Below are 22,370 nucleotides of genomic sequence, written 5' to 3' on the forward strand. Positions count from 1 at the left end.
TACGCTCCCACGGTGCTGGACCTGACCACGACGCAGCTGATCCCCCTGTACCTGGCGGCGCTCGTCATCGGGTTCTCCAAGACCTCCATCGGGGGTGCGGGCACCATCGCGATCGCGATCTTCGCGGCCGTGCTGCCCGCGAAGGAGTCCACGGGGATCATCCTGCCCCTGCTGATCCTCGGCGACCTGTTCGCGATCTCGCTGTACCGCCGGCACGCCGACTGGGGACTGCTCGTGCGGCTGTTCCCGTACGTCGCGGTCGGGGTCGTCGCCGGGGCCGGGTTCGTCCGGATCGTCGACGACACCGTCATGCGCCGCTCCATCGGGGTGCTGCTGATCCTGCTGGTGGTGATCCACCTCTGGCGCCAGCGCAGGCTGCGCGCCCAGGGCGAGGCACCGCCGATGTCGGTGACCCGCCGCCGCTGGACGTCCCTGGGTTTCGGGTTCCTCGCCGGTTTCGCGACGATGGTCGCCAACGCCGGCGGCGCCCCCATGTCGATCTACCTGTTCACCATGGGCCTGGGCGTCATGTCGTTCCTGGGCACGGGCGCGTGGTTCTTCTTCATCGTGAACTGCTTCAAGATCCCGTTCAGCGTGGCGCTGGGCCTGATCGCCGTGGACTCCCTGTGGCTGGACCTGCGGCTGGCGCCCGCGGTCGTCGTCGGCGCGCTCATCGGCTGGTGGGTCGCGAAGCGGCTGGACATCAAGACGTTCGAGAAGTGGGTGCTGGGGCTGTCGGTCGTGTCGGGGCTGAACCTGCTGCGCTGACTCGGGAGTGCCCGGGGTCGGGGCCGGACGGCTGCAGCAGTCCGGCCAGGTCCTCGGCCCACCGCTGGGTGAGGTCCTGCTCGTCCCCCGGGTCGGCCCGCGGTTCGAACCACACGCACTTGCCCGTTCCCGCGGACGCGGGGAACGCCTCGATCCCCCACGCGGCGGACACCGCGGCGACCAGCTGCAGACCCCGCCCCGTGGCCGCGCTCAGGCCGTGCCGGCGGACGACCACCGGCAGCGGTGAGGTGTCGGCGACCTCCACCCGCACCCCACCGGCCTCCAGCGCCCGCACCGTGACGGTGAACGCGGTCCGTGCGTGCAGCATCGCGTTGGTCACCAGTTCCGAGACGGCCAGCTCGGCGGACTCCTCCAGCTCGGGCGCTCCCAGCTCCGTCAGGGCCTGCCGCACGTAGCGGCGAGCTCGAGACACGGCGCTGGCCATCGACTCCATCACCAGCGGCTCGCCGACCACCCTGCCCCCACCGCCCACGCCGGCCGCCGGGGTGGACGACGAGCCGAGCACTCCGGTGAGTTCCGTGGCGGTCGCGCGAGCTGCTCGGCCCGGCTCCCCTGCCGCACCGGTCCGCTGCGCCCGGCCGTGGGAGCCGGGCCAGGGGCTGGGCGCCTTCCCGGACAGTTGCTGCACGATCTCGCCGAACAACCAGCGCCGGAACGCCACGAGCTCCGGCGACGCCGGCGGAGTCAGCAGGTGCACGCCGTCGCGGCAGAAGCCGTCGGCTTCCTCCAGCACCTCGCCGAGGTGACGCACCCAGCCCACCGAGGCGGCCGGGGCCTGGTAGACGGCGTCGAAGAACTCCTGCCCTGCCGCCAGGGCTTCGTCCATCACCGCGCCGCGCTGAGCCCGGTAGGGGGCGTAGGTGGTGTCGAGCTCGACGGCCAGCTGCAGCAGCCGCGCCGGCAGCGACTCCCACGAGCTCTGCTCCTGACCCACGCGGACCAGGGCCAACTCCCGCAGCAACCCCTCGACGTGGTCGCTCAGCCGGGCCCGGTGCTGCAGCGGCAGGCCGAGCAGCCGCACCTCGACGGTCGCGGCGGACGGCGGCTGTGCCGCGTCGGTGCCATCCCCCACCCGTCCACCATGACACACGGTGAGCGGAGGGCTGCCGTCGAGCACGGGCGCCGCGGGAGCCGCCGCGGTGATCGCGACGCGGCGATCACGACGACGCTGGGCCGCGGGCCCGCGCAGCGAGCCGACGTCGACACCCCCCGCGCAGGACCGTCGATCGCGGGTCCCGCCCGTCGCCCGCCGGGGGGCCGGGTCTCACCGCCGCGGCGACTGGCGCTCCTCACCGTGCGGCGACAGGTCGTGGGCCGCTACCCCACCGACCGCGGTGAACGTGCGCTCCCGGCTCGTCGCCCACTCCGCGACGAGCAGCGTGGCGTCGTCCTGGAGGACTCCGCCCTGCCGGTCCAGGACGTCGTGGGCGATGCGCCGCAACGTTTCCGGGGCGGGCAGTCCAGCGGCTGCGGCCTTGTGCAGCAGTTCCTCCAACCGTTCCTGCCCGAAGAACTCCCCGTCGTGGTCGCGCGCCTCCACGACCCCGTCGGTGTACAGGACCACGCGGTCGCCCGGCTGCAACCACTCCTCGGCGAACACGGCCGGTTCCTGCCCCAGCCCGAACATGATCCGCCGTCCGGCGTCCAGTTCCTTGACCACCCGGCCGTGGCGCATCAGCAGCGGGGCGGGGTGACCTGCGTTGAGGTAGCGCAACCGCCCGGTGCTCATGTCCAACTCGCCCAGGACACCGGTGGCGAAGCGTTCGGCGCCTCCGTGCTCGGCGACGATGCGGTCGACGGCGCTGACCCCCTCGCTCAACCCGCGACCGTTGCGGCGGGCGTTGCGGTAGGCCGCCAGCGCCAGCGTCGCCAGGATCGTCCCCCGCAGGTCGTGACCGGTGGCGTCCAGCACCATCAGGTGAACCGTGTCGTCGGCGACGCCGTAGTCGAAGGCGTCGGCGGCCACGTCGTAGGCCGGCAGCAGCAAGCAGGAGATCACCAGTCCCTCGCACGCGAAGGACAGCGGTGGCAGCGACTGGTGCAGCAGCTCGGAGGCGACGGTGCGTGGCCGCAGCCGCCGCAGCCCGTCCAGGCCGTCGCCGTAGGGACTCTTGGCCGCGATCATGTGTCCGCCCAGGTGGCTGAGCATCCGGCACCGTTCCTGGACCAGCGGGTCCTGGAGGTCGATGCCTCCGGGGGCGTCGACCTCCAGGACCCCGAGCCTGTCGGAGCCGTCGACGACGGGCAACCACACCCCGGGCGCCGTCCTGCCGGTGGGAACGGGTTCCACGGTGCGGAAGCACCGTCCGGCCAGGGTGGTCTCGATGTTCAGGGGTCGCCGGGCGGGTGCACCGGTGACCGGAGTCGGCAGCAGCAGCCGTTGCTCGTGGTCGATCAGGTAGAGGCCGGCCGTCCAGCCCAGCGTCTGCGCCGCCTGCGCGATCGCGTCCGGGATCTGACCCGTGGTGGCCAGGTGGGAACGGTCGAGCAGGGTGCGCACCATGGCCAGCGTCCGCTCCGCGTCACTCGCAGTCACCTCAGGGACCGTACTCACGCACGCGTGGATCGGCTCACCGAGGGCAGGGACCGGCGCGCACGAGCCCGGATGCGCTCCTCCCCGTCCCCCCGGTGCGGCATCGTGACCACCGTGACCCGTCTCGCGGCCCACGACGTCGGCACCTGGCGGCTGGTGGCCCAGCGCGTCGTGCCCCCGCTGCCGGGCGCCGCCGCCGTCGTCGAGCACCTGGCGGCGGTCCAGGCCCAGGACCTGCGCGCCGCGGCGACGGCCGTGGCCCTGCGCACCCCGGAGGGGACCACCGACGGGCTGGCCGCGGCGCTGGACGCCGGGACCGTCGTCCGGTCCTGGCCGATGCGCGGGACGCTGCACCTGCTGGGCGCGGCGGACCTGGGCTGGGTCCTGGACCTGTGCGCGGGCCGCGCGGAGACGGCGATGCGCCGGCGGCGGGCCGAACTGGGCATCTCGCCCGCCGACCTCGACGTCGCCCGCACCACCGCGACGGGGTTCCTCACCCGTGAGGGCGCCTCCCGCGCCGAACTGCTCGCCGCCTTCGAGGCCGCCGGTCAGGCCACGGCCGCGGGGCGCGGGTACCACCTGATCGTCCACCTGGCCCTGACCGGCGTGCTGTGCCAGGGGCCGCTGCGCGGGCGCGAGCAGCTGTTCGTGCCCGTGGACGGGTGGGTCACCGACCGCCGGGTGCCGCAGGACCCGCTGGCGGAGTGGACGAGGCGGTACCTGCGCGGGCACGGGCCGGCCACCCCCGCCGACTTCGCCGCGTGGACGAAGCTCGCGCTGGGGCAGGCGCGCCGGGGTTTCGCGGCGGTGCGCGAGGAGTTCGAGGCCGTCCTCGTCGACGACGTCGAGCACCTCGTCGCCCCCGAGGTGCCCGACCTCGTCGCGGCGCACCGCCGCGCCGCCCGGTCGCTGCACCTGCTGCCCGGTTTCGACGAGTTCCTGCTCGGGTACGCCGACCGCTCCCACGTCCTGGCGCCCGAGCACGCCGACCGGGTCGCCCCCGGCGGCAACGGCGTGTTCCGCGGGACGGTGGTCGTGGGCGGCACCGTGGCCGGGACGTTCACGCGCGACGGGACCGGCCTGGCCCACGCACCGTTCGCGCCGTTCAGCGCGGCGCAGGCCACCGCCCTGGCCCGGCGCTCGGCGACGTACCCCGCGGGGTGGTTCGCCTGAGCGGGCCGGGCCGGGCGGACAGGGCCTTCACCAGGCGGCGACCGGGTGGTTGGCTGCTGCCGTGACGACCATCGAACTGACGACCTTCACCGTCCGCCCCGAACGCGTCGAGGACATGCTGGCGGCCCGGCCCGCGATGCTCGCCGACTTCGCGGCCGACCGGCGCGGCTTCGTCTCGGCCAGGCTCGTCCGGCTCGACGCCACGCAGTGGGTCGACGTCGTCGAGTGGGCGGACCGGGCCGCCTGGGACGAGTCGCGCGAGAAGGGCGGCAACACCCCGGGCATCGCGGCGTTCTTCGCGACCCTCGACGAACTCGTCGACGTCCGCGGTGGGGACGTCAGCGGCTGACCGCCGGCACCGCGCTCAGAGCCACTTCTCCGCGAGGTGGTCGGCGCGGACGAACCGGATCGTCCCGGAGCGGGCGCGCAGCGCGATCGATTCGGTGCGGATGATCGGCCCCTTGCGCCGCACACCCTCCACGAGGTCGCCGTCGGTGACCCCGGTGGCGACGAAGAAGGTGTTGTCGCCCTTGACGAGTTCGTCGGCGGAGTAGACGTGGTCGAACTTCAGCCCGGCGTCGAGGCCGTGCTGCTTCTCCTCGTCCGTCTTCGGGGCGAGCCGGGCCTGGATGAGACCCCCGAGGGCCTTGATCGCGCAGGCCGTCGCGACCCCCTCGGGGCTGCCGCCGATCCCCACGCACATGTCGAGGCGCGCCTCGTACGACGCGGCGCCGATCCCGCCCATGACGTCGCCGTCGAGCAGCAGCCGGGTCCCGGCCCCGGCGGCGCGGATGTCGGCGATGAGCTGCTCGTGGCGGGGACGGTCCAGGACGCCGACCTGGATCTCGGAGACGTCCTTGCCCTTGGCCTTGGCCAGCGCGCGGACGTTCTCCCCGATGGGCTGGCGCAGGTCGACGACGCCGACGCCCTCGGGGCCGGTGACGATCTTCTCCATGTAGAAGACCGTGTGGGCGTCGAGCATCGCGCCTCGGTCGGCGGCCGCGATCATCGAGATCGCGTTGCGGCGGCCCAGCGCCGTCAGCGAGGTGCCGTCGATGGGGTCGACGGCGATGTCGCACGCCGGGCCGTTGCCGGTGCCGACCTGCTCGCCGTTGAAGAGCATGGGGGCCTCGTCCTTCTCCCCCTCGCCGATGACGATGACGCCGGCGAAGTCGACCGTGCCGAGGAACTCGCGCATCGCGTCGACGGCCGCGCCGTCGGCGGCGTTCTTGTCGCCCCGGCCGATGTACGGGGTCGCCCGGATCGCCGCCGCCTCGGTGGCCCGGACGAGCTCGAGGGCGAGGTTGCGGTCCGGGGTGGTGGGCAGGGTGCTCATGGGCTGCTCCTGACGGAAGGGACGGGCTCAGGCGCCATTGTGCCCGGGACGGACCGCGCGGGTGCCCGGCGGGGCGTCCACCCGCACCCGCACCTCACCGTCCTCGTGCCACCAGGCCACCGCGACCGTCCCGTGCGGTGTGACCACGGACACCGCGGCGGAGTCGATCCAGTCGGTGCACCGCGGGTCGACGGCGAAACTGCGCCACCCGGGCTCGAGCAGGCGCAGACCCCCGACGTGGCCCGTCAGCCAGTCGTCGACGGTTCCGAGGAAGTAGTGCCCGTGCGAGCGCGCCGCGAGGTCCCAGTGCTCGAACGTCGTCGTCGCCCCGGCCTCGAACCACGCACCCCACGACGGGGGCGTGCGCTGCCGAGCGATGCGCACCGCGAGTTCGGCGTACCCGGCCTCGGTCAGGACGGGCAGCAGCCACTTGGTCCCGATCGCGCCCGTGTCGAGGTGGTCGTCCCGCGCGCGCACGTCCGCGGCGAGGGCCGCGGCGATCCGGGCGCGCACGTCGTGATCGCTCACGACGTCGAACGCGAGGGCCAGGACGTGGTGCGACTGCCGGAACCCCGCGTCCCCCGGCCCGCCGACCACGCCCGTCGCCGGGTCGAGGAACTCGCGGACGAACGCGGCGCGCACCTCCTGCGCCCGGTCGGCGAACCACGCGGCCTCCCCGGAGCGCGCGAGTTCGCCCGCCGTCCACGAGGCGACGTCGAGGATCCGCACGAGGAAGGCAGTGGCCGGGACGCGGGAGTCTTCCGGGGGGTTCGCCCCGCCGGGGTCGGTGCCGGGGGCGACCCAGTCGCCGAGGATCGTGTCGGCGATCCCGCCGGGCGAACGACCGAGCTCGTGGCGCGCGTACGCGGCCGCCTCGGCCCAGTTCTCCGCCAGCACCGACACGTCCCCCGTGTGCCGGAACAGGTCCCAGGGCACCGTGAGCAGAGCCGCGTGCCACACCGGCGCCCGGGTGTGGACGCCGAAGACCCCCGCGTTCGGGGCGGTGAGCGCCGGGACCGGGTCGCACGTCTCGGCCAGGCTGCGCACCCACGACCGCAGGACGGGGGCCGCGTCGAGGTTGGTGAGGAACGCGTCCGCCCCCACGAGCGCGTCACCGGTCCAGCCGTTCTTCTCGTACTTCGGCGTGTCCGTCGGGTAGCCGTGCAGGTTGTTCTCCAGCGTCCGCACGGTGGCGTCGTGGATCCACTGCAGCAACGGGTCGTCGACCGTGAACTCGCACGTGCGGGCCGCGTCGGTGTGCACGACGCAGCACAGCACGTCCCCCGCCCCCGGCCCCGCGGGGTCGGGCCACCCCGAGACCTGCACGTACCGGAAACCCTTGTAGGAGAACCGCGGCTCCCACGTGACCGGACCACCGGCCAGGGTGATCTCGTCGGTCTGGAAACCGTCGGTGAAGTAGCCCTTCTCGTCGTCGGCGTTCGGCAGTCCGTCGGGACGCAGCCGCTCGCCGTACCGCAGGCGCACCGTCGTCCCGGCGGGTCCGTCGACGCGCAGGCGGACCCACCCGGACACGACGCGCGGGAAACCGACGACGAACTCCCCGGGGAGGGGTTCGGCCACCGACACCGGGCCCAGCACCTCGGTGATCCGCGACGGCTGGGCCAGCCGGGGCACCGGTTCCCCCACCGGCCCCGCGACCAGCGCGGCGGGCACCCGCGGGCCGCGGAACCTCAGGTCGACGACCTCCCCGGCGTAGAGGTCGTCCAGGAGCCGGGGACCGCGGTGGACCGTCCAGGCCGGGCCCGTCACGACCGTGCGGCGGGAACCGTCGGCGTGCTCCAGGTGCAGGGCGGCCCGGACGCAGGGTTCGTCGTGCCAGGGTGCGCGTTCCCAGCCCCACACGTTCGCGTTGGTCATCCCGAAGAAACCCCTGCCCAGTTCCAGGGACAGTTCGTGGCGGCCCACGGTGAGGACCGCGGTGAGGTCGTGCTCGACGACCTCGACGCGGCGGTCCCAGTGGGTGGTCCCCGGGCTGAGGACCTCGTCGGTCGCGAGCGCCCCGTCGACGCGGACGTCGGCGTGGCCCCCGGCGGCCAGGACCAGCCGCGCGCGCCGGACGGGCACGTCGATGCGGACCTCGTGCGTGAACACCGGGGCGGCGCAGCGGCCGTCGCGGCAGGTGGCGCGCGAGGGCCACGTCCCGGGTCGTTCCGGGTGCGCGATCCAGCGCGCGTCCGTCAGGTCCTCGACGTCGACGACGTCCGCGTCGTGCACGACCTCAACCTAGCCGCCGGGGAACTACGGTGGGCCGGTGAGCGCACCTCCGGTCCGGCGGGGCTGACCCCGTGCAGCCGGTGCGGACCCGGCGCGGGCTCGAGCGCGCGGGGCGCCCGCCGAGCGGGAGCGCTCGTGAGCGGTGAGGCCGTCGTGAGCAGCGTTCCCGTGAACGACTCGCCCCTGCAGGACGAGGTGGCCCGGGTCCTGGTGGCCTCCGGGCGCGCCCCGCGCACGGTGCCGGCCGTCCTCGCCGCCCTGCACCACCTCGCTCTCGCGGGCCTGGCCCCGGACCTCGCCGCGGCCTACGCCCGTCGGGACCTCGCCGCAGCAGGACCGGCCGCGCTGGAGACGTTGCAGCGCAACGGGGAAGCCGTCGCCTCCCTGACCCGGCGGCGACGCCGGGAGCTGCCCGTGCAGCGGCTCGCCGCCCTGCGCCCGCTCGTGGCCGACCTCGCCCACCGGGCGGGCGCCGGGGCGGTGGGGCTGGTCTCGTTCGCCGCCGGGCCGGGGCTGGACACCCACCTGGACCGGGTCGGGATCACGTGCGCCGGGCGGTTCGCGGGCGAGTCGGCCTCCCCGGTGCAGGTGCGCGCCGGGCTCGTGCGCAGCGCCGCGCCGCCGCCCGGCGACCTGCCGGGCGTGGTGTCCCGCACCGTGCTGGGGGTCGGCGCGCCCGGCGCGGAGGACGTGCGCTGGCTGCACGCCTGCCTCCCGCCGGACGGGCCCGAACCGCACGCGCGGCTCGACGCCGCGCTCGGGCTCTTGGCCGCGGACCCCCCGACGTGGCGGCCGGGGGACCGCCTGGACCTGCTGGACGCGGCGCTCGCCGACGTCCCCGACGGGGCGCTGCCCGTGGTCACGACGTGCTGGGCGCTGTCGGAGCTCACCGTCGAGGACCGGGCGCGGTTCCTGCGCCGGCTCGACGCCGCCGCGACGCGCCGCGCCGTGGCGTGGGCGTCAGTGGAGGGCGTCGGCGTCGCCCCAGCGGTCCCCACCTCCGGGGACCGGCCCGCCTCCGGGCACAGCGTCCTCGGGATCACTCTCCTCACCCGCGACAGCCTGCGCTCGTGGGCCGTCGGCCGCTGCTGGTCGCGGGGCCGGCAGCTGCAGTGGCTCGGGTGAGCGCCGGAACCTCAGCTCGGAGACCAGCGCGGCGAGCACGACGAGCCCACCCCCGACGACGGCGGCCGGTCCGAGGCGTTCTCCCGCGACGCGCCCGACGAGCCCCGCCCACACCGGTTCGCCGGCGTAGATGACGGTCGCGCGGGTCGGGGACACCGACCGCTGCGCCCAGTTCATCGTGCTCTGGATGACGGCGGTCGAGACGGCCATGGCCGCCACGACGACCGCCAGCGTCCACGAGAACCCCGGGACGGGTTCGGCCACGAGCGGCCGGGTGAGCCCCGCGAGCGCCGCGCACGTCGCGAGCTGCACCACCGTGACGCGCCGGGCGTCCACCGCCGCCGCGAACCGCCCGATGAGCAGGATCTCGGCGGCGCTGGCGACGGCGCCCGCCAGGGTCAGGAGTTCACCGGTGCCCACCGTCAGCCCGTCGAGGCCGAGACCCGTCAGCAGGACGAGCCCGGTCAGGGCCAGCCCCACGGCGACCCAGTTCCCGGCGCTCGGCCGGCGCCGCAGGAGGAGCCACTGCAGGACCGGGACCAGCGGGACGTACAGGGCCGTCAGGAACGCGGACGTCGCGCTGGGGATCGTCCGCAGACCGGCGGTCTGCAGCCCGTACCCGCCGAACAGCGCGACGCCGACCGCGGCCCCCACGAGGAGTTCGCGGCGCGTCACGCCCTTCAGCGCCCGCCCGGAGACGAGGGCGAGGAGCAGGGCCGCGGCCCCGAACCGCAGCGCCACGAACGACATCGGGCCGGCCACGGACAGACCGTGCTTGACGGTGAGGAAGGTGCCGCCCCACACGGCGGTGACGGCGACCAGGGCCGCCTCCTGACGGGTGGGCCGGATCGGGCGGGGCAGGACGTGTCGCACCCGTCCACCGTGGGGCTTCCCGGGCCAGGACCTCAACCCCGTCGCGTCGACGGGGGTGGTCGACGCAACTACCGTGAGGTGGTGGCCGCTCTGGACGACATCGATTGCGTGATCTTGGACGTGCTGCAGCTCGACGGCGCGCTGCCGAACGTCGAGCTGGCGCGGCGGGTGGGCCTGTCCCCGGCCGCGACGCTGCGGCGCGTCCAGCGCCTGAAGGACACCGGCGTCATCACCGGGATCCACGCCGCCGTCGACCCGGGGCGCGCGGGCGCAGGGGTGGAGGCCTTCGTGCTCGTCACCCTCGCCGAGCACTCGGAGGTCTCCGACGAGCGGTTCGCCGAGGAGGTCGCCGCGTTGCCGGCCGTGCTGCGCGCCGACGCCGTCACCGGCCCCGACGACGTCCTGCTGCACGTGGCCGCCGGCTCCACGCGGGAGCTTCAGGACGTCCTCAAGCACCTGCCGCGCATCGGGGCCCGGCGCGTCACGACGCTGCTGCGGCTGGACGCGGTGAAGGGCCCCTCCCCCGTGCCGACGCGGCCTCAGGCCAGCGTGAGGTAGAAGAAGTCCCGCTGGTCGGGGGCGAGGTAGCGGTTCGCCTCGCGCGTCATGTCCGGCAGGAGCTTCGTCGGCGTCACCGTCCCGCCCGCCACGGTCCAGCTGGAGAACGACACCATGCCGCTGTGCATGTCGAGTTCCATGCCCCGCACGGCCCCGGCCCGGACCAGCGCGTCGGCCAGGTCCACGAGGTCCAGCCCGTTCCCGCCGACGTAGACGACGTCACCGGCGGCGTCGGTGCCCAGCGCCGACCGCCACGTGTACTGACCCTGGTTGTGCGAGGTTCCCCAGCGCCCGGAACCGTTCTGGTCCAGTCCCGGCACGGGCGCCCCGCCGTCGACGATGAGCTGCAGGTTCTGCCGGGCCGCGACGGTGTGCGGGCCGATGCTCACCTCCCGGCCCAGGGTCCCGACCTGCAACCGGCCGGAGTCGTCGACGACGGCGGTGGCCAGGCCGTCGACCAGGGGGCGTGAGGACCGGCCGCCGGCGAAGAACCCGCCGGGGGTGTCGTGGAACTTGAACCCCGCGTTGAAGGTGGCGAGCAGGTCGGGGACGTCCTGCGGGGCGACCCGCGCCCCACCGGGCCAGGGACCGCCCCCGGGTTGCGTGGTTCCCGCCACGAGGTGGGCGTCGTAGCCGCCGGCCCGGATCCACGCCGCCGCCGCGACCACCCCGGGGTGCTGCGCGTCGGGACGGAACCACGTCGTGTAGAGCGCGGGCAGGCCATCGCGACCGACCCGTCCGGGGGTCCAGTCCCCCTGCCCGGGAGCGTGCCCGGTGACGCTGGCGACCGGGTGCGGCGCCGCGGCGGCCTGCGCGGTGGTGACCGGGTGCGTCGACGGCACCGCACCGGCGGCCACGTGCCGGGAGAACCACCAGTTCTCGGCGAGGTCGACGAGGTGGTTCCCCCCGTGGTCGCGCACCCACTCCACGGCCCGCACCGACGCCGGCGCGGCCCCGGGGGCGACCATCGCCCGGCCGAGGGAAACCCCGGGGACGGCCAGCGCGACGACGACCGCCCCCGCGACGACCCGGCGCCGGCGCCGCGGCGGCCGGACGACGACGGGGGTTTCTCGTTCTCGCACCTGGCTCACCGGGTGAGTGTGCGCAGCGGTGGCTGGGGAGGGACTGGGAACCACCGCCCCGGCGGGGTCCTGGCCGTGAACCTCCACGCGGCGGCCACGGCACGCACACGGCGCCGTCCTCAGACGGCGGACAGGACCCCGGTGCCCAGCAGGGCGAGGAGCACGACGCCCAGCGCGACGCGGTACCCGGCGAACACGCTGATCCGGTGGTGGGCCACGAAGCGCAGCAACCAGGCGATGGAGGCGTAGGCGACGACCAGGCTCACGAGCGTCCCCACGGCCGTGGCGCCCCACCCGACGGTGGCCGAGACGTCCTTGCCCGCCGAAACCCCCTCGTACAGCCCCGCCGCGGTCAGCGCCGGGATGGACATGAAGAACGACAGGCGCGTCGCCGTCACCCGGTCCAGGCCCCGGAACAACCCGGCGCTGATGGTGGCACCCGAGCGCGAGACCCCCGGTACCAGCGAGAGGCACTGCACGACACCGATGACGACGGCGTCCTTGAGGCTGACCTGCCCCTCGCCGTGCTGGACGGCGCGCCGGGCGGCGAAGCTCTCGGCGGCGACCATCACGACGCTCCAGCCGATGAGGGCGAACGCGACGACCCACAGGCTGCGCAGCGGCCCGGCGACGAGGTCCTTGGCCGCGAAACCCACCAGCCCGACGGGGATCGACCCGACGACGACACACCAGGCCAGCCGGTAGTCCTGCGTGCGCGCGGACCGGTCGCGCAGCCCGGCGACCCAGGCCAGCAGCAAGCGGACGATGTCGCGGCGGAAGTACCCGATGACGGCGACGATCGCGCCGAACTGGATGATCGCGGTGAACGCCGTGGTGCCGGCGTCGTCCACGCGCATCCCGAGGAGCTTCTCGGCGATGGTGAGGTGCCCGGTGCTGGACACGGGGAGGAACTCGGTGAGGCCCTCGACGACGCCGAGGACGACGGCCTGCCACAACTGCACGGTGGTTTCCTTGCTCTCAGCGGGGTTTCTCGAACGGTAGTCGCCGCAGCGGCCGACGACGGCTCTCAGCCGTCGTGGCGGGCGGGTCGGGAGGAGCGGTGGCGGCGCACGGCGACGACGGTCCCGGCCACCGCGACGACGGCCAGGGCCACCAGTGCGCTGTCGCGCCCCAGGGTCTGCGCGGCCCGGGCGAAGGAGGCCCCGGCCGCGTACCCGACGAGCACGGCGGCCGTGGCCCAGGTGAGGCCGCCGAGGAGGTTCCAGGGCAGGAACCGCCGGTACGGCATCCGCGCGGCACCCGCCAGGGCGGGGGTGACCGCCCGCAGGAACGCGGTGAACCGGCCCAGGAACACGGCCGCGCCCCCGCGCCGCTCGACGAGGTCGCGCCCCTTCTCCAGACCCGCGGCGTGCCGGCGCAGGGGCCGGGCCTGCAGCAGGCGCGGTCCGAGACGCCGCCCCACCAGGTACCCGACGGAGTCGCCGAGGACGGCCGCGGCGGCCACGACGACCAGGACGACGGGCAGCGACGCACGGCCGAGACTCGCGGCGGCCCCGGCGACGACGGCCGCGGTCTCGCCCGGGACGACGAACCCCACGAACAGGGCGTCCTCGGCGAAGACGAGCAGCGCCACGGCCGCCAGCAGCCACCCGGCCGGGACGCCGAGGAGGGTCGCGATCACCTGGTGCACGCCGCCACTGTGGACCCCCGACGCTGAACGTCCGCTGAAGACGGCGTGCGCGACGGGGCCCGGCGGTGGTCGATGCTGGGGGCATGTCCCTGAGGAGCGCGGCGCGGTGGGTGGCGACGCTGTGGCGCGAGTGCGGGGTGCAGGTCCGCTCGACGGTCGCCGCCACGCTCGTGCAGGGCCTGGTCGTGCTCGCGGCGGGCGGCCTGCTGCTGCTGAGCCTCGTGCACGACCTGCGCACGGGCGTCGACGCCGCCACCCTGTCCACCGCCCAGTCGATCGCCGCCCTGGTCCCGGACTCCGTCACGGAGTCACCCGGCCTGCGCAGCGCGATCGAGGAGGCGGCCCGCCGCCGGCAGGCCGTGCAGGTGCTCGACGAGAACGGTGCGGTCGTGGCGTCGAGCCCGGAGCTGCGGGGGTCCCGGGCGGTGGTCGGCGACCAGCCCGCCCCGGGGGCGACGGAGCGCCGCAAGGTCCGGCTGCCCTTCGACGACGACCCCTACCGGGTGACGGTGCTGGGCGGGGAGGTCTCCGACGACGGGCGGGACCGGCGGTTCACGGTGGTCGTCGCGCAGTCCGTCGGCACGGGCGAGGACACGCTGCACGCGGCCGTCGTGGCGATGGCCGTGGCGGGTCCGCTGCTGCTGCTGACGGTGGGTTTCGCGACGTACGTGTTCGTGGGCCGGTCGCTGCGGCCGGTGACGCGCATCCGGTCCACCGTGGAGGGCATCAGCCACCGCGACCTGTCCGAACGGGTCCCGATCCCCCCGGGCCGCGACGAGGTGGCGCGACTGGCGACGACCATGAACTCCATGCTCACCGGCCTGGAACGGGCCGACGCCGCCCAGCGGCAGTTCGTCTCCGACGCCAGCCACGAACTGCGCAGCCCCATCGCGACGCTGCGCGCCGCGGCCGACATCGCGCTGACGCAGCCGGAGCGCACCGACCCGCGCGACCTCGCCCGGCTGGTGCGCGGGGAGGCCCGGCGGCTGGACGGTCTCGTCGCCGACCTCCTGCTGCTGGCGCGCGTCGACGAGCGCGGACGGGCGCGGACGGCGACGGACGGCGAGGGGGTCGAGGAGGTCGACCTGGACGACCTCGTCACCGACGAGCACCGGCGGCTGCGGGCGGCCACCACGCTGAACGTGACGATGCACCGGGAACCGGCCCGCGTCCTCGGCGACCCGCGGGAACTGTCCCGGGTCTTGCGCAACCTCACGGACAACGCGGCTCGGCACGCCCACCACGAGATCTCGGTCGATCTGCGGCGCAACGGTTCACGAGCCCTGCTCACCGTCTGGAACGACGGCGCACCGATCCCGCCGGCCGACCGCGACCGCGTCTTCGACCGGTTCGTGCGGCTGGAGGAGAGCCGTACCCGGGACTCCGGCGGCAGCGGTCTGGGGCTGGCCATCGTGCGGGAGGTGGTCGCCGCGCACGGCGGTTCCGTGCGGGTCCTCGACGTCGCGGCGGGGACGGGTTTCCGGGTGGAACTGCCGCTGGCCGGGGAGTTCGACGCCGGTCCGGGGCGCTGAGGACCGGGCGCGTCAGGGGAGCTTGGTGAACCGGTACCCCGCGCCGCGGACCGTCTCGATGAACTCGCGGCCGATCTTCTTGCGCAGGTACCCGACGTAGACCTCGACGAGGTTGTCGTCCCCGTCGTAGAACTCGTCCCACACGTTCTGCAGCACGTTGGTCTTGGTGAGGACGTCCCCGGCGTTGCGCATGAAGTGGTGCAGCACCTGGAACTCGCGGGCGGTCAGCCGCACCTCCTCCCCCGCCAGGTGCACGCGCTGGGAGGCCGGGTCGAGCACCAGGTCACCGGCGCTCAGGACGGCGGGCCGTTCGGGGGCGCCGCGGCGCACGAGGGCGCGCAACCGCGCGACGAGGACCTCGAAGGAGAACGGTTTGCGCAGGTAGTCGTCGGCGCCGAGGTCGAAGGCGTCGGTCTCGTCGTACTCGCCGTCCTTGGCGGTGAGCATGAGGACCGGCGTCCACACCTGGCGGGAGCGCAGCGTGCGGCAGACCTCGTACCCGTTGAGGACCGGCAGCATGATGTCGAGGACGACGACGTCGAAGGCTCCCTCCGTCGCCCGCTCCAGACCGGTCCCGCCGTCGTGGACGACCTCGACGCCGAACCCGACCCCCTCGAGCCCGGAGGCCAGGGTCGCGGCCAGCGTGACCTCGTCGTCGACCAGGAGCACCCGCACGGGTCCATCCTGCCCGTCCGGGCCCGGGCCCGCCGCCGTGCCGCTCACCCGGAGGCGAGGCGGGTGTGCAGGTCCCGCACCCGGGCGGCGACGTCGTCGCGGACCAGGCGCATCCGCTCGGCCCCCTCGATGCCGCGCGCGGACGGTTCGTCGGTCTCCCAGACCTCGACGGGCACCCCGCCGGCCGGGTCGACGCGCGCCTCGGACCCCAGGACGACGACGAGGTCAGCGTCGTGGAGGAGGTCGTCGGTGAGCTGCTGCGGGTGCTGGCCGGTGATGTCGACGCCGACCTCGAGCAGGCTCTGCACGGCCTCGGTGTTGAGGTCCGTCCCGGCCCGCGTCCCGGCGGAGACGACGGTGACCGGGTGCTGCGGGTGCTCCTGCACGAGCCGGCGCATGAGCCCGGCCGCGAGCTGGGACTTGCCGCGGTTGCGGACGCAGACGAACAGGACGCGGGGCGCGGTGGTCACACCGGAGCCTCCCACGGCGCGGCCCGCTCAGTCCGGGACGGCGGCGGGCTCGACGGGTCCGGCCACGGCCCGCTCCCGCACCGTCAGGAGACCCACCGGGACGACGATGACCGCCAGCGCGACGAGGGTGACCGGGCCGTCGCCGAACCCGAGCCCGGCGCCCGTGCCGTGGGGCTTGGAGAGCCAGTCGGCGAACGAGGCGCCCAGCGGGCGGGTCAGCACGTAGGCCGCCCAGAACGCGACGACGGGGTTCAGGCCCCGGCGCCAGGCCACGAACGGCACGAGGATGGCGACGGTGAACAGGATCCCCGAGGGCAGGAACCCCAGGCCCATCGCCAGGCCCGTCAGGTCACCGACGGCGGTCCCGAGGGCGAAGGTGGCCAGCACGGTGGCCCAGTAGAAGCGCTCCCGGCGGGCGGTCGTGATGCTGTGGACGTCCAGGGTCCCCTCGCGCCGCCACCACCACGCGAACAGGACGGCGACGGCCAGGGCGCACCCGGCGGACGTCGCCCACAGCGGCAGCCCGGTGGCGACGCGCGCGACGTCGGCGACCATCGTCCCGAACACCGCGATCGCGCTGACGCAGAACCAGTAGAGGGGGGCGCGGTAGCGGTCGGCGCGCAGCTGCAGCCCCAGCGCGAGGGCGAAGCCCCCGACCCCGACGACGCCGCCGAGGACGAGGTCCTTCTCGCCCAGGTAGTCCGAGGCGGCCTCCCCCATCCCGGTGGTGAGGATCTTCACGACCCAGAACAGCGCGGTGATCTCGGGGACCTTGGCGGCGGCGAACCGGCGGGAGGACGTCACCGGGCCAGCGTGGCGCGGGGCGGCTGAAGCCCCGCTGAAGGACGTCAGCTCTTGGCGGAGGCGGTCATCTGGTCGGCCCAGACGGCCTTGGCCCCGGAGTCCCCGACGCGGTAGACCTGCACCCCGGCGGCGACGGAGGCGACGACGGCCACGACGGCGATCAGCCCGAGGCCGCGCACGGCCGTGCGCTCGGGCCGCACGCGGCGCTGCAGCCACCACATCGCGATCGCGAACAGGGTCATGGGGATCGAGAACCACAGGAGCTGGTCGCCGAGCTCGGCGTGCACGCCGGGGTCCCCGACGCGGTGCTCCAGGGCCTCACCGCTGCTCGTGGCCACCGGGCACAGGACGGTGCCGACCAGCGCGACGAGGGCGTTGATCCCGGCGTAGCGGGCCCGCAGCCGCGGTGAGAGCGCGACGAGGACGGTGCCCAGCACGGCCAGGGGCAGCATGACGACGACGGCGTGCACGACGAGCGGGTGCACGGGCAGGCCGTTGACGGTGTCGAGCACGAGTTCCTCCGGTCCTCACGACTCCCGCGATCGCGGGCACCCGAGCGTAGGACCGGGAACCGCTGGGGCGCTCGCCGTGCGTCTCAGCTCCCCTTCAGCGGACCGGGGGTAGGAGAGGCGTCAGACGATCCCGCCGTTGACGCGCACGACCTGGCCGTTGACCCACCGGCCGGGGCCGGCGAGGAACGCCACGACCTCGGCGATGTCGGCGGGTTCCCCGAGGCGCTCCAGCGGCGGCTGCTTCGCCATGCGCTCGATCGTCGCCTCGTCCTTGCCGTCGAGGAACAGCTCCGTCGCGGTGGGCCCGGGGGCGACGGCGTTCACGGTGACGTCCCGGCCGCGCAGCTCGCGCGCGAGGATCATCGTCAGGCCCTCGACGGCGCCCTTGCTCGCCACGTACGCGCCGTAGGTCGGCAGCTGCAACCCCACGACGGAGGTGGAGAACGTCACGACCGCCCCGCCGTCGCGCACGCGGCGGGCGGCTTCACGGGCGACGACGAACGTGCCGCGGACGTTGGTGCGGTGCAGGGCGTCGAAGTCGTCGAGGTCGAGGTCGGCGACGGTGGACAGGGCGAGGCGGCCGGCGGCGTTCACGACGACGTCGACGCCGCCGAACTCCTGCTCGGCGGCGTCGAACAGCGCGGCGACGGCGTGCTCGTCGGCGACGTCGGCCTGCGCGGCGACCGCCCGGCCCCCGGCGGCGGTGATCTCCCCGACGACCTCGGCGGCGGCGCGCTCGGACCCGGCGTAGCCGACGACGACGGCCTGGCCGCGGGCGGCCAGCGTCGTGGCGACGGCGCGGCCGATGCCGCGGGACCCTCCGGTGACGACGGCGACTCGTTGCTCGGTCACGGTTCTCCTCCAGTGCATCGGTACGTTCGATTCGTAGCGTTGGTACGAGCCTAGCACCGCGTACCATCCATCGCTATCCCTGGAGCGTATCGACGCTATCGGAGCCCGCGGGCCACCCCCGCCAGGGATCTGGGAACGATGCCGGAAACCCCTTCCCCCGCTCCGGACCCGCGCGTAGGGTCCCCGGCATGGAGTACCGCCACCTCGGCCGCACCGGACTGCGCGTCTCGCCGCTGTGCCTGGGCACGATGAACTTCGGCCCCCGCACGAGCGAGGCCGACAGCCGCACCGTCATGGACGCCGCGCACGAGCACGGCATCAACTTCTTCGACACCGCCAACGGCTACGGCAGCCACAAGGGCGAGACCGAGGAGATCGTCGGACGCTGGTTCGCCCAGGGCGGTGGCCGGCGCGAGAAGACCGTCCTGGCCACCAAGCTCTACGGCGACATGACCGACTGGCCCAACGACGGCAAGCTGTCCGCCTACAACATCCGGCAGGCGTGCGACGCGTCGCTGAAGCGCCTGCAGACCGACCACATCGACCTCTACCAGATGCACCACGTCGACCGCGCGACGCCGTGGGAGGAGATCTGGGAGGGTTTCAGCGTCCTGCGCCAGCAGGGCAAGGTCCTCTACGTCGGGTCCTCGAACTTCGCCGGCTGGCACCTCGCCCTGGCGCAGGCCAGCGCGGCCGAGCGGAAGATGGTGGGGCTCGTCAGCGAGCAGTCGCTGTACAACCTCATGTCGCGCTGGGTGGAACTGGAGGTCCTGCCCGCCGCCGAGCACCACGGCCTCGGCGTCATCCCGTGGTCGCCGCTGGCCGGCGGCCTGCTCGGCGGGGTGCTCGCGAAGCAGGCCGGCGGGGACGAGGGCCGGGGGACGTCGAACTCCGAGGGGGTCGAGAAGAACCGTGCCACCCTGCAGGCCTACGAGGAGTTCTGCGCCGACCTCGGGGCCCACCCGGCGGACGTCGGCGTCGCCTGGCTGCTGACCCGGCCCGCGGTCACCGCGCCGATCATCGGGCCGCGCACCGTGGAACAGCTCACGAACTCGTTGCGCGCGATCGACCTCGAGCTCGACCAGGCCGCGCTGGACCGGCTCGACGAGCTGTTCCCCGCCCCCTTCCCGAACCCGGGCAAGCCCGCCCCGGAGGCCTACGCCTGGTAGGCCCCCGGGAACCGAGTGGTCAGGCGATGACCGCGTCGGCCTCGATCTCGACCTTGTTGTCGGGGCCGGCGAGGGCCACCACCTGGACGATCGCCATCGCGGGGCGGATGTCGCCGAAGACCTCCCCGTGCACGGCGCCCACGGCGTCGAAGTCGGCGATGTCGGTCAGGAACACCCGCGTGCGGACCACGTCGGAGAGCGTCGCACCGGCCTGCTCCAGGGCGCCGGCGATCGTGGCCAGGGCCGCGCGCGCCTGGGCCGCCGCGTCCTCGCCGGGCGCGGTGGTCCCCGCCACGAAGACCTGCGCGCCGACCTTCACGGCGCGCGAGTACCCCAGGACGGGTTCGTAGGGCGAACCGCCGGAGACGTTCTGCCGGCCGGGGGTGGTTGCGTCAGTCACGGGTGACCTTCCTCGGGGGCCGGGGTCGCGGATCGACCGCCGGCGGTGCAGGGAGGACTCTGCCAGCCCGCGTCCGCCTCACGTGCGCGGCAGAGCCCCCAGCAGCACCGTCCGGACGGCCTGCCGCAGGGAGTCCGGCAGCTCCTGGTGCAGGGCGGCCAGCCCGGGGTCGGCCGCGTAGGCCGCGAGCACGGCGGCCGACGGCGAGCTGTAGGGCGCGAGGGCCGCCGCGAAGACCGCGACCTGGAAGCCGACGACGTCCGCCGACGCCCCCAGTTCCGGCAGCACCCCGCGCAGGAGCTCGCCCACCTCCGCGAGCAACCGGTGCGCCACGTGCTTGTGGTGCCGCACGACGTCGACGGTGACGTTGTGCTCCAGGACGCTGCCCTGGGCCCCCACGAGGTCGCACAGCACCCGTCGCGCGGACAGCGTCCGGGCGACGACGTCGGCCACCTGCTCCGCGCGCGACGGCAGCGGCGCCGCGGGGTCGAGGGCCGGCAGAGCGCGGGACAGTTCCCCGACCCACTCCCGCGTCGCCGAGGTGAGCAGCTCGAGCAGGACACCCTCGCGCGAGTCGAAGTAGCGCAGCACGTTCGACTTGGCCAGGCCGACGCGGCGGCTCAGCTCGTTGAGGCTGACGTCGGCGACCGGCATCTCCTCCAGCATGGCGGCCGCGGCCTCGAGGATCGCCTGCCGGCGCGCCTCCCGCTGCTCCTCGGTGCGGGCCCGCTGGAACGTCACGGCTCCAGGCTACCAGTTTCAGACCACCGGTCTCTTGACAGCAGACCACCGGTCTCTTAGCGTGGTCGACAACAGACCGACGGTCTCTTCCCGAGGAGCTCACGTGACCCAGCAGTGGAACCAGCAGCACGTCCCCGACCAGACCGGACGGGTGGCGATCGTCACCGGGGCCAACACCGGCCTGGGTTTCTCCACCGCACAGGCCCTCGCCGCCCGCGGCGCGCGGGTCGTCCTGGCGGTGCGCGACGTCGCCAAGGGACGAGCCGCCGCCGGGCGGATGGGCGGGGACGTCCAGGTCACCGAACTCGACCTCACCTCGTTGGCCTCGGTCCGGTCGGCAGCCGCCGAACTGCGCGAGAACCACCCCCGCATCGACCTGCTGGTGAACAACGCCGGCGTCATGTACACGCCGCGCGAGACGACCCGCGACGGTTTCGAGCGGCAGTTCGGCACGAACCACCTGGGCCACTTCGCCCTCACCGGCCTCCTGCTCGACCGGCTGACCCCCGTGGAGGGTTCCCGCGTCGTGACCGTCAGCAGCGTGGGGCACCGCATCCGCGCCGCCATCCACTTCGACGACCTGCAGTGGGAGCGCTCCTACAGCCGGACCGGCGCCTACGGGCAGTCGAAGCTCGCGAACCTGCTGTTCACCTACGAACTCCAGCGCCGGCTCGCCCCGCTCGGCACGACGGTCGCCGTCGCCGCGCACCCCGGGGTGGCGAGCACGGAGCTGCTGCGCAACTCCCCCGCTGCGCTGCAGCGCCTCGGGAACCCCGTCGCGCGCCGGCTGGCTCAGTCCGCCGACATGGGCGCCCTGCCGACCCTGCGAGCCGCGACCGACCCGGCCGTGCTCGGCGGCCAGTACTACGGCCCCGGCGGACGGGGCGAGGTGCGCGGCTTCCCCGAGGTCGTCACGTCGAGCCCGCAGTCCTACGACCTCGCCCTGCAGCGCAGGCTGTGGGCGGTCTCCGAGGACCTCACGGGGGTCGAGTTCCCCCGTGAGATCGCAGTGGGAACTCAGTACTTGGCCGACTGACCGCCGTCGATCGGCACGACGGTCGCGTTGACGTAGGAGGCGTCGTCGGAGAGCAGGAACGCCACGACGGAGGCGATCTCGGGCGCCTGGCCGTACCGCTTGGTCGGGTTGACCTGGATGAACTGCTCGGCGGCCTTCTCGGGGTTCTCAGCGTCGAGCTGGCGCATGGAGTTCTCGACCATGGGCGTCCAGATCGCCCCCGGCGCGATGGCGTTGACGCGGATGCCGTGCTCGCCGTACTCGACGGCGGAGTTCCGCGTCAGGCCCACGACGCCGTGCTTGGCCGCGGCATACCCGGACTGGTTGCCGATGCCGCGGATCCCGCCGACGCTCGCGGTGTTCACGACGTAGCCGCCGCCCTGCTCGCGCATGACCTTCAGGACCTTCTCCAGGCCCAGGAACACCCCGCGCAGGTTGATCCCGTAGACGCGGTCGAACTCCTCGACCGTGAAGTCCTCGGTGGGGTTCTGCCGGCCCTCGATGCCGGCGTTGTTGAAGAACCCGTCGATGCGCCCGAACCGTTCGAGGGTGGCGGCGACGTAGGCGTCGACGTCGGCCTCCTTGGACACGTCGGCGGTGACGGTGAGCACCTCGGCGCCGGGGGCCGCCTCGGCGACGGCGGCGGCCGAGGCGGCCAGACCCTCGGCGGAGACGTCGACGAGGGAGAGCCTGGCGCCTTCGGTGGCGAGGCGGACGGCGGTGGCGCGGCCGAGGCCGGACCCCCCGCCGGTGATGAGGACGACGCGGTCGCTGAAGCGGTCCACGGGGCACGTTCCCTTCGGTCGGTGTGCGTCCGGCGCACGCCGGACGACCTCCGTCGACCG

Annotated in this window: 23 protein-coding genes and 1 pseudogene; 8 read left to right on the plus strand and 16 right to left on the minus strand. The window is 74.3% G+C overall.

Annotation, left to right across the window (positions count from 1 at the left end; genetic code table 11):
- Positions 1-12 precede the first annotated feature (12 nt).
- Positions 13-768 (plus strand): sulfite exporter TauE/SafE family protein, encoded by a 756-nt coding sequence (locus tag CLV37_RS23060; protein WP_106214940.1) that lies wholly within the window; start codon positions 13-15, stop codon positions 766-768.
- Here the strand turns inward: CLV37_RS23060 and CLV37_RS23065 are convergent.
- Positions 704-1,861 (minus strand): ATP-binding protein, encoded by a 1,158-nt coding sequence (locus tag CLV37_RS23065; RefSeq protein ID WP_106214942.1) that lies wholly within the window; start codon positions 1,859-1,861, stop codon positions 704-706. The two genes, CLV37_RS23060 and CLV37_RS23065, sit on opposite strands and share 65 nt — an antisense overlap.
- A 192-nt stretch (positions 1,862-2,053) precedes the next feature.
- Positions 2,054-3,325 carry a PP2C family protein-serine/threonine phosphatase gene (locus tag CLV37_RS23070; protein ID WP_106214944.1) on the minus strand — a complete coding sequence of 424 codons (1,272 nt, stop codon included), beginning with the start codon at positions 3,323-3,325 and terminating at the stop codon, positions 2,054-2,056.
- 111 nt (positions 3,326-3,436) lie between these two features.
- On the opposite strand from CLV37_RS23070, the gene CLV37_RS23075 reads away from it, so the two are divergent.
- Together CLV37_RS23075 and CLV37_RS23080 are read left to right on the plus strand one after the other, a co-directional pair.
- Complete coding sequence (locus tag CLV37_RS23075) at positions 3,437-4,495, plus strand: winged helix DNA-binding domain-containing protein (protein ID WP_170127454.1); 1,059 nt, start codon at positions 3,437-3,439, stop codon at positions 4,493-4,495.
- A 61-nt stretch (positions 4,496-4,556) separates the two neighbouring features.
- Positions 4,557-4,844 carry an antibiotic biosynthesis monooxygenase gene (locus CLV37_RS23080; RefSeq protein WP_106214948.1) on the plus strand — a complete coding sequence of 96 codons (288 nt, stop codon included), beginning with the start codon at positions 4,557-4,559 and terminating at the stop codon, positions 4,842-4,844.
- Between the two features lie 15 nt (positions 4,845-4,859).
- On the opposite strand, the gene glpX is transcribed toward CLV37_RS23080, so the two are convergent.
- A complete protein-coding gene (gene glpX / locus CLV37_RS23085; protein WP_106214950.1) occupies positions 4,860-5,831 on the minus strand; it encodes a class II fructose-bisphosphatase in 972 nt (323 codons plus the stop codon).
- A gap of 27 nt (positions 5,832-5,858) precedes the next feature.
- Entirely contained in the window at positions 5,859-8,066 is a 2,208-nt protein-coding gene (locus CLV37_RS23090) for an alpha-L-rhamnosidase (RefSeq protein ID WP_106214952.1), read from the minus strand.
- Positions 8,067-8,303: 237 nt separating this feature from the next.
- On the opposite strand from CLV37_RS23090, the pseudogene CLV37_RS28665 reads away from it, so the two are divergent.
- Positions 8,304-9,122: pseudogene (locus CLV37_RS28665) on the plus strand (DUF2332 family protein); the annotation flags it as partial.
- Here the strand turns inward: CLV37_RS28665 and CLV37_RS23100 are convergent.
- Positions 9,027-10,064: a DMT family transporter gene (locus tag CLV37_RS23100; RefSeq protein WP_106214954.1), complete on the minus strand. Its 1,038-nt coding sequence runs from the start codon at positions 10,062-10,064 to the stop codon at positions 9,027-9,029. The pseudogene CLV37_RS28665 and the gene CLV37_RS23100 sit on opposite strands and share 96 nt — an antisense overlap.
- An 81-nt stretch (positions 10,065-10,145) precedes the next feature.
- Here CLV37_RS23100 and CLV37_RS23105 point away from each other — a divergent pair, with 81 nt between their 5' ends.
- Positions 10,146-10,622, plus strand: a complete 477-nt coding sequence (locus tag CLV37_RS23105) for an Lrp/AsnC family transcriptional regulator (protein ID WP_170127455.1) — start codon at positions 10,146-10,148, stop codon at positions 10,620-10,622.
- On the opposite strand, the gene CLV37_RS23110 is transcribed toward CLV37_RS23105, so the two are convergent.
- The 3 genes from CLV37_RS23110 to CLV37_RS23120 all read right to left on the minus strand — a co-directional run bounded on the left by CLV37_RS23110 (position 10,604) and on the right by CLV37_RS23120 (position 13,355).
- Positions 10,604-11,713: a phosphodiester glycosidase family protein gene (locus tag CLV37_RS23110; protein ID WP_146149553.1), complete on the minus strand. Its 1,110-nt coding sequence runs from the start codon at positions 11,711-11,713 to the stop codon at positions 10,604-10,606. The two genes, CLV37_RS23105 and CLV37_RS23110, sit on opposite strands and share 19 nt — an antisense overlap.
- Positions 11,714-11,823: 110 nt before the next feature.
- On the minus strand, positions 11,824-12,666 hold the full coding sequence (locus CLV37_RS23115; RefSeq protein ID WP_106214958.1) for an undecaprenyl-diphosphate phosphatase: 843 nt from the start codon (positions 12,664-12,666) through the stop codon (positions 11,824-11,826).
- Between the two features lie 65 nt (positions 12,667-12,731).
- The gene (locus CLV37_RS23120; protein ID WP_106214960.1) at positions 12,732-13,355 is read right to left on the minus strand and encodes a DedA family protein; all 624 of its coding nucleotides are present in this window, start codon (positions 13,353-13,355) and stop codon (positions 12,732-12,734) included.
- Between the two features lie 83 nt (positions 13,356-13,438).
- On the opposite strand from CLV37_RS23120, the gene CLV37_RS23125 reads away from it, so the two are divergent.
- Positions 13,439-14,887, plus strand: coding sequence for a sensor histidine kinase (locus CLV37_RS23125; RefSeq protein WP_146149554.1), 1,449 nt, complete (start codon positions 13,439-13,441; stop codon positions 14,885-14,887).
- A 12-nt stretch (positions 14,888-14,899) separates the two neighbouring features.
- Here the strand turns inward: CLV37_RS23125 and CLV37_RS23130 are convergent, their stop codons facing one another.
- From CLV37_RS23130 to CLV37_RS23150, 5 genes are all read right to left on the minus strand, one after another.
- Positions 14,900-15,562, minus strand: a complete 663-nt coding sequence (locus tag CLV37_RS23130) for a response regulator transcription factor (RefSeq protein WP_106214964.1) — start codon at positions 15,560-15,562, stop codon at positions 14,900-14,902.
- A 44-nt stretch (positions 15,563-15,606) separates the two neighbouring features.
- Positions 15,607-16,032: an arsenate-mycothiol transferase ArsC gene (locus CLV37_RS23135; RefSeq protein ID WP_106214966.1), complete on the minus strand. Its 426-nt coding sequence runs from the start codon at positions 16,030-16,032 to the stop codon at positions 15,607-15,609.
- Positions 16,033-16,059: 27 nt separating this feature from the next.
- A complete protein-coding gene (locus tag CLV37_RS23140; RefSeq protein WP_211298877.1) occupies positions 16,060-16,836 on the minus strand; it encodes a COG4705 family protein in 777 nt (258 codons plus the stop codon).
- A gap of 44 nt (positions 16,837-16,880) precedes the next feature.
- Positions 16,881-17,348, minus strand: coding sequence for a DUF2231 domain-containing protein (locus CLV37_RS23145; RefSeq protein ID WP_211298878.1), 468 nt, complete (start codon positions 17,346-17,348; stop codon positions 16,881-16,883).
- A 120-nt stretch (positions 17,349-17,468) separates the two neighbouring features.
- Positions 17,469-18,200 carry an SDR family oxidoreductase gene (locus CLV37_RS23150; RefSeq protein ID WP_211298879.1) on the minus strand — a complete coding sequence of 244 codons (732 nt, stop codon included), beginning with the start codon at positions 18,198-18,200 and terminating at the stop codon, positions 17,469-17,471.
- Between the two features lie 188 nt (positions 18,201-18,388).
- Here CLV37_RS23150 and CLV37_RS23155 point away from each other — a divergent pair, with 188 nt between their 5' ends.
- On the plus strand, positions 18,389-19,369 hold the full coding sequence (locus CLV37_RS23155; RefSeq protein ID WP_106214970.1) for an aldo/keto reductase: 981 nt from the start codon (positions 18,389-18,391) through the stop codon (positions 19,367-19,369).
- 19 nt (positions 19,370-19,388) lie between these two features.
- Here the strand turns inward: CLV37_RS23155 and CLV37_RS23160 are convergent, their stop codons facing one another.
- Both CLV37_RS23160 and CLV37_RS23165 read right to left on the minus strand, forming a co-directional pair.
- Positions 19,389-19,769, minus strand: coding sequence for a Rid family hydrolase (locus tag CLV37_RS23160; RefSeq protein WP_106214972.1), 381 nt, complete (start codon positions 19,767-19,769; stop codon positions 19,389-19,391).
- Positions 19,770-19,847: 78 nt separating this feature from the next.
- On the minus strand, positions 19,848-20,510 hold the full coding sequence (locus CLV37_RS23165) for a TetR/AcrR family transcriptional regulator (RefSeq protein ID WP_106214974.1): 663 nt from the start codon (positions 20,508-20,510) through the stop codon (positions 19,848-19,850).
- A 103-nt stretch (positions 20,511-20,613) separates the two neighbouring features.
- Here CLV37_RS23165 and CLV37_RS23170 point away from each other — a divergent pair, with 103 nt between their 5' ends.
- Positions 20,614-21,546: an SDR family NAD(P)-dependent oxidoreductase gene (locus CLV37_RS23170; protein ID WP_106214976.1), complete on the plus strand. Its 933-nt coding sequence runs from the start codon at positions 20,614-20,616 to the stop codon at positions 21,544-21,546.
- Here the strand turns inward: CLV37_RS23170 and CLV37_RS23175 are convergent.
- Positions 21,528-22,310, minus strand: a complete 783-nt coding sequence (locus tag CLV37_RS23175; protein ID WP_106214979.1) for a glucose 1-dehydrogenase — start codon at positions 22,308-22,310, stop codon at positions 21,528-21,530. The two genes, CLV37_RS23170 and CLV37_RS23175, sit on opposite strands and share 19 nt — an antisense overlap.
- Between the last annotated feature and the right edge of the window lie 60 nt (positions 22,311-22,370).

The sequence above is a fragment of the Kineococcus rhizosphaerae genome, assembly GCF_003002055.1.
Lineage (GTDB): Bacteria > Actinomycetota > Actinomycetes > Actinomycetales > Kineococcaceae > Kineococcus > Kineococcus rhizosphaerae.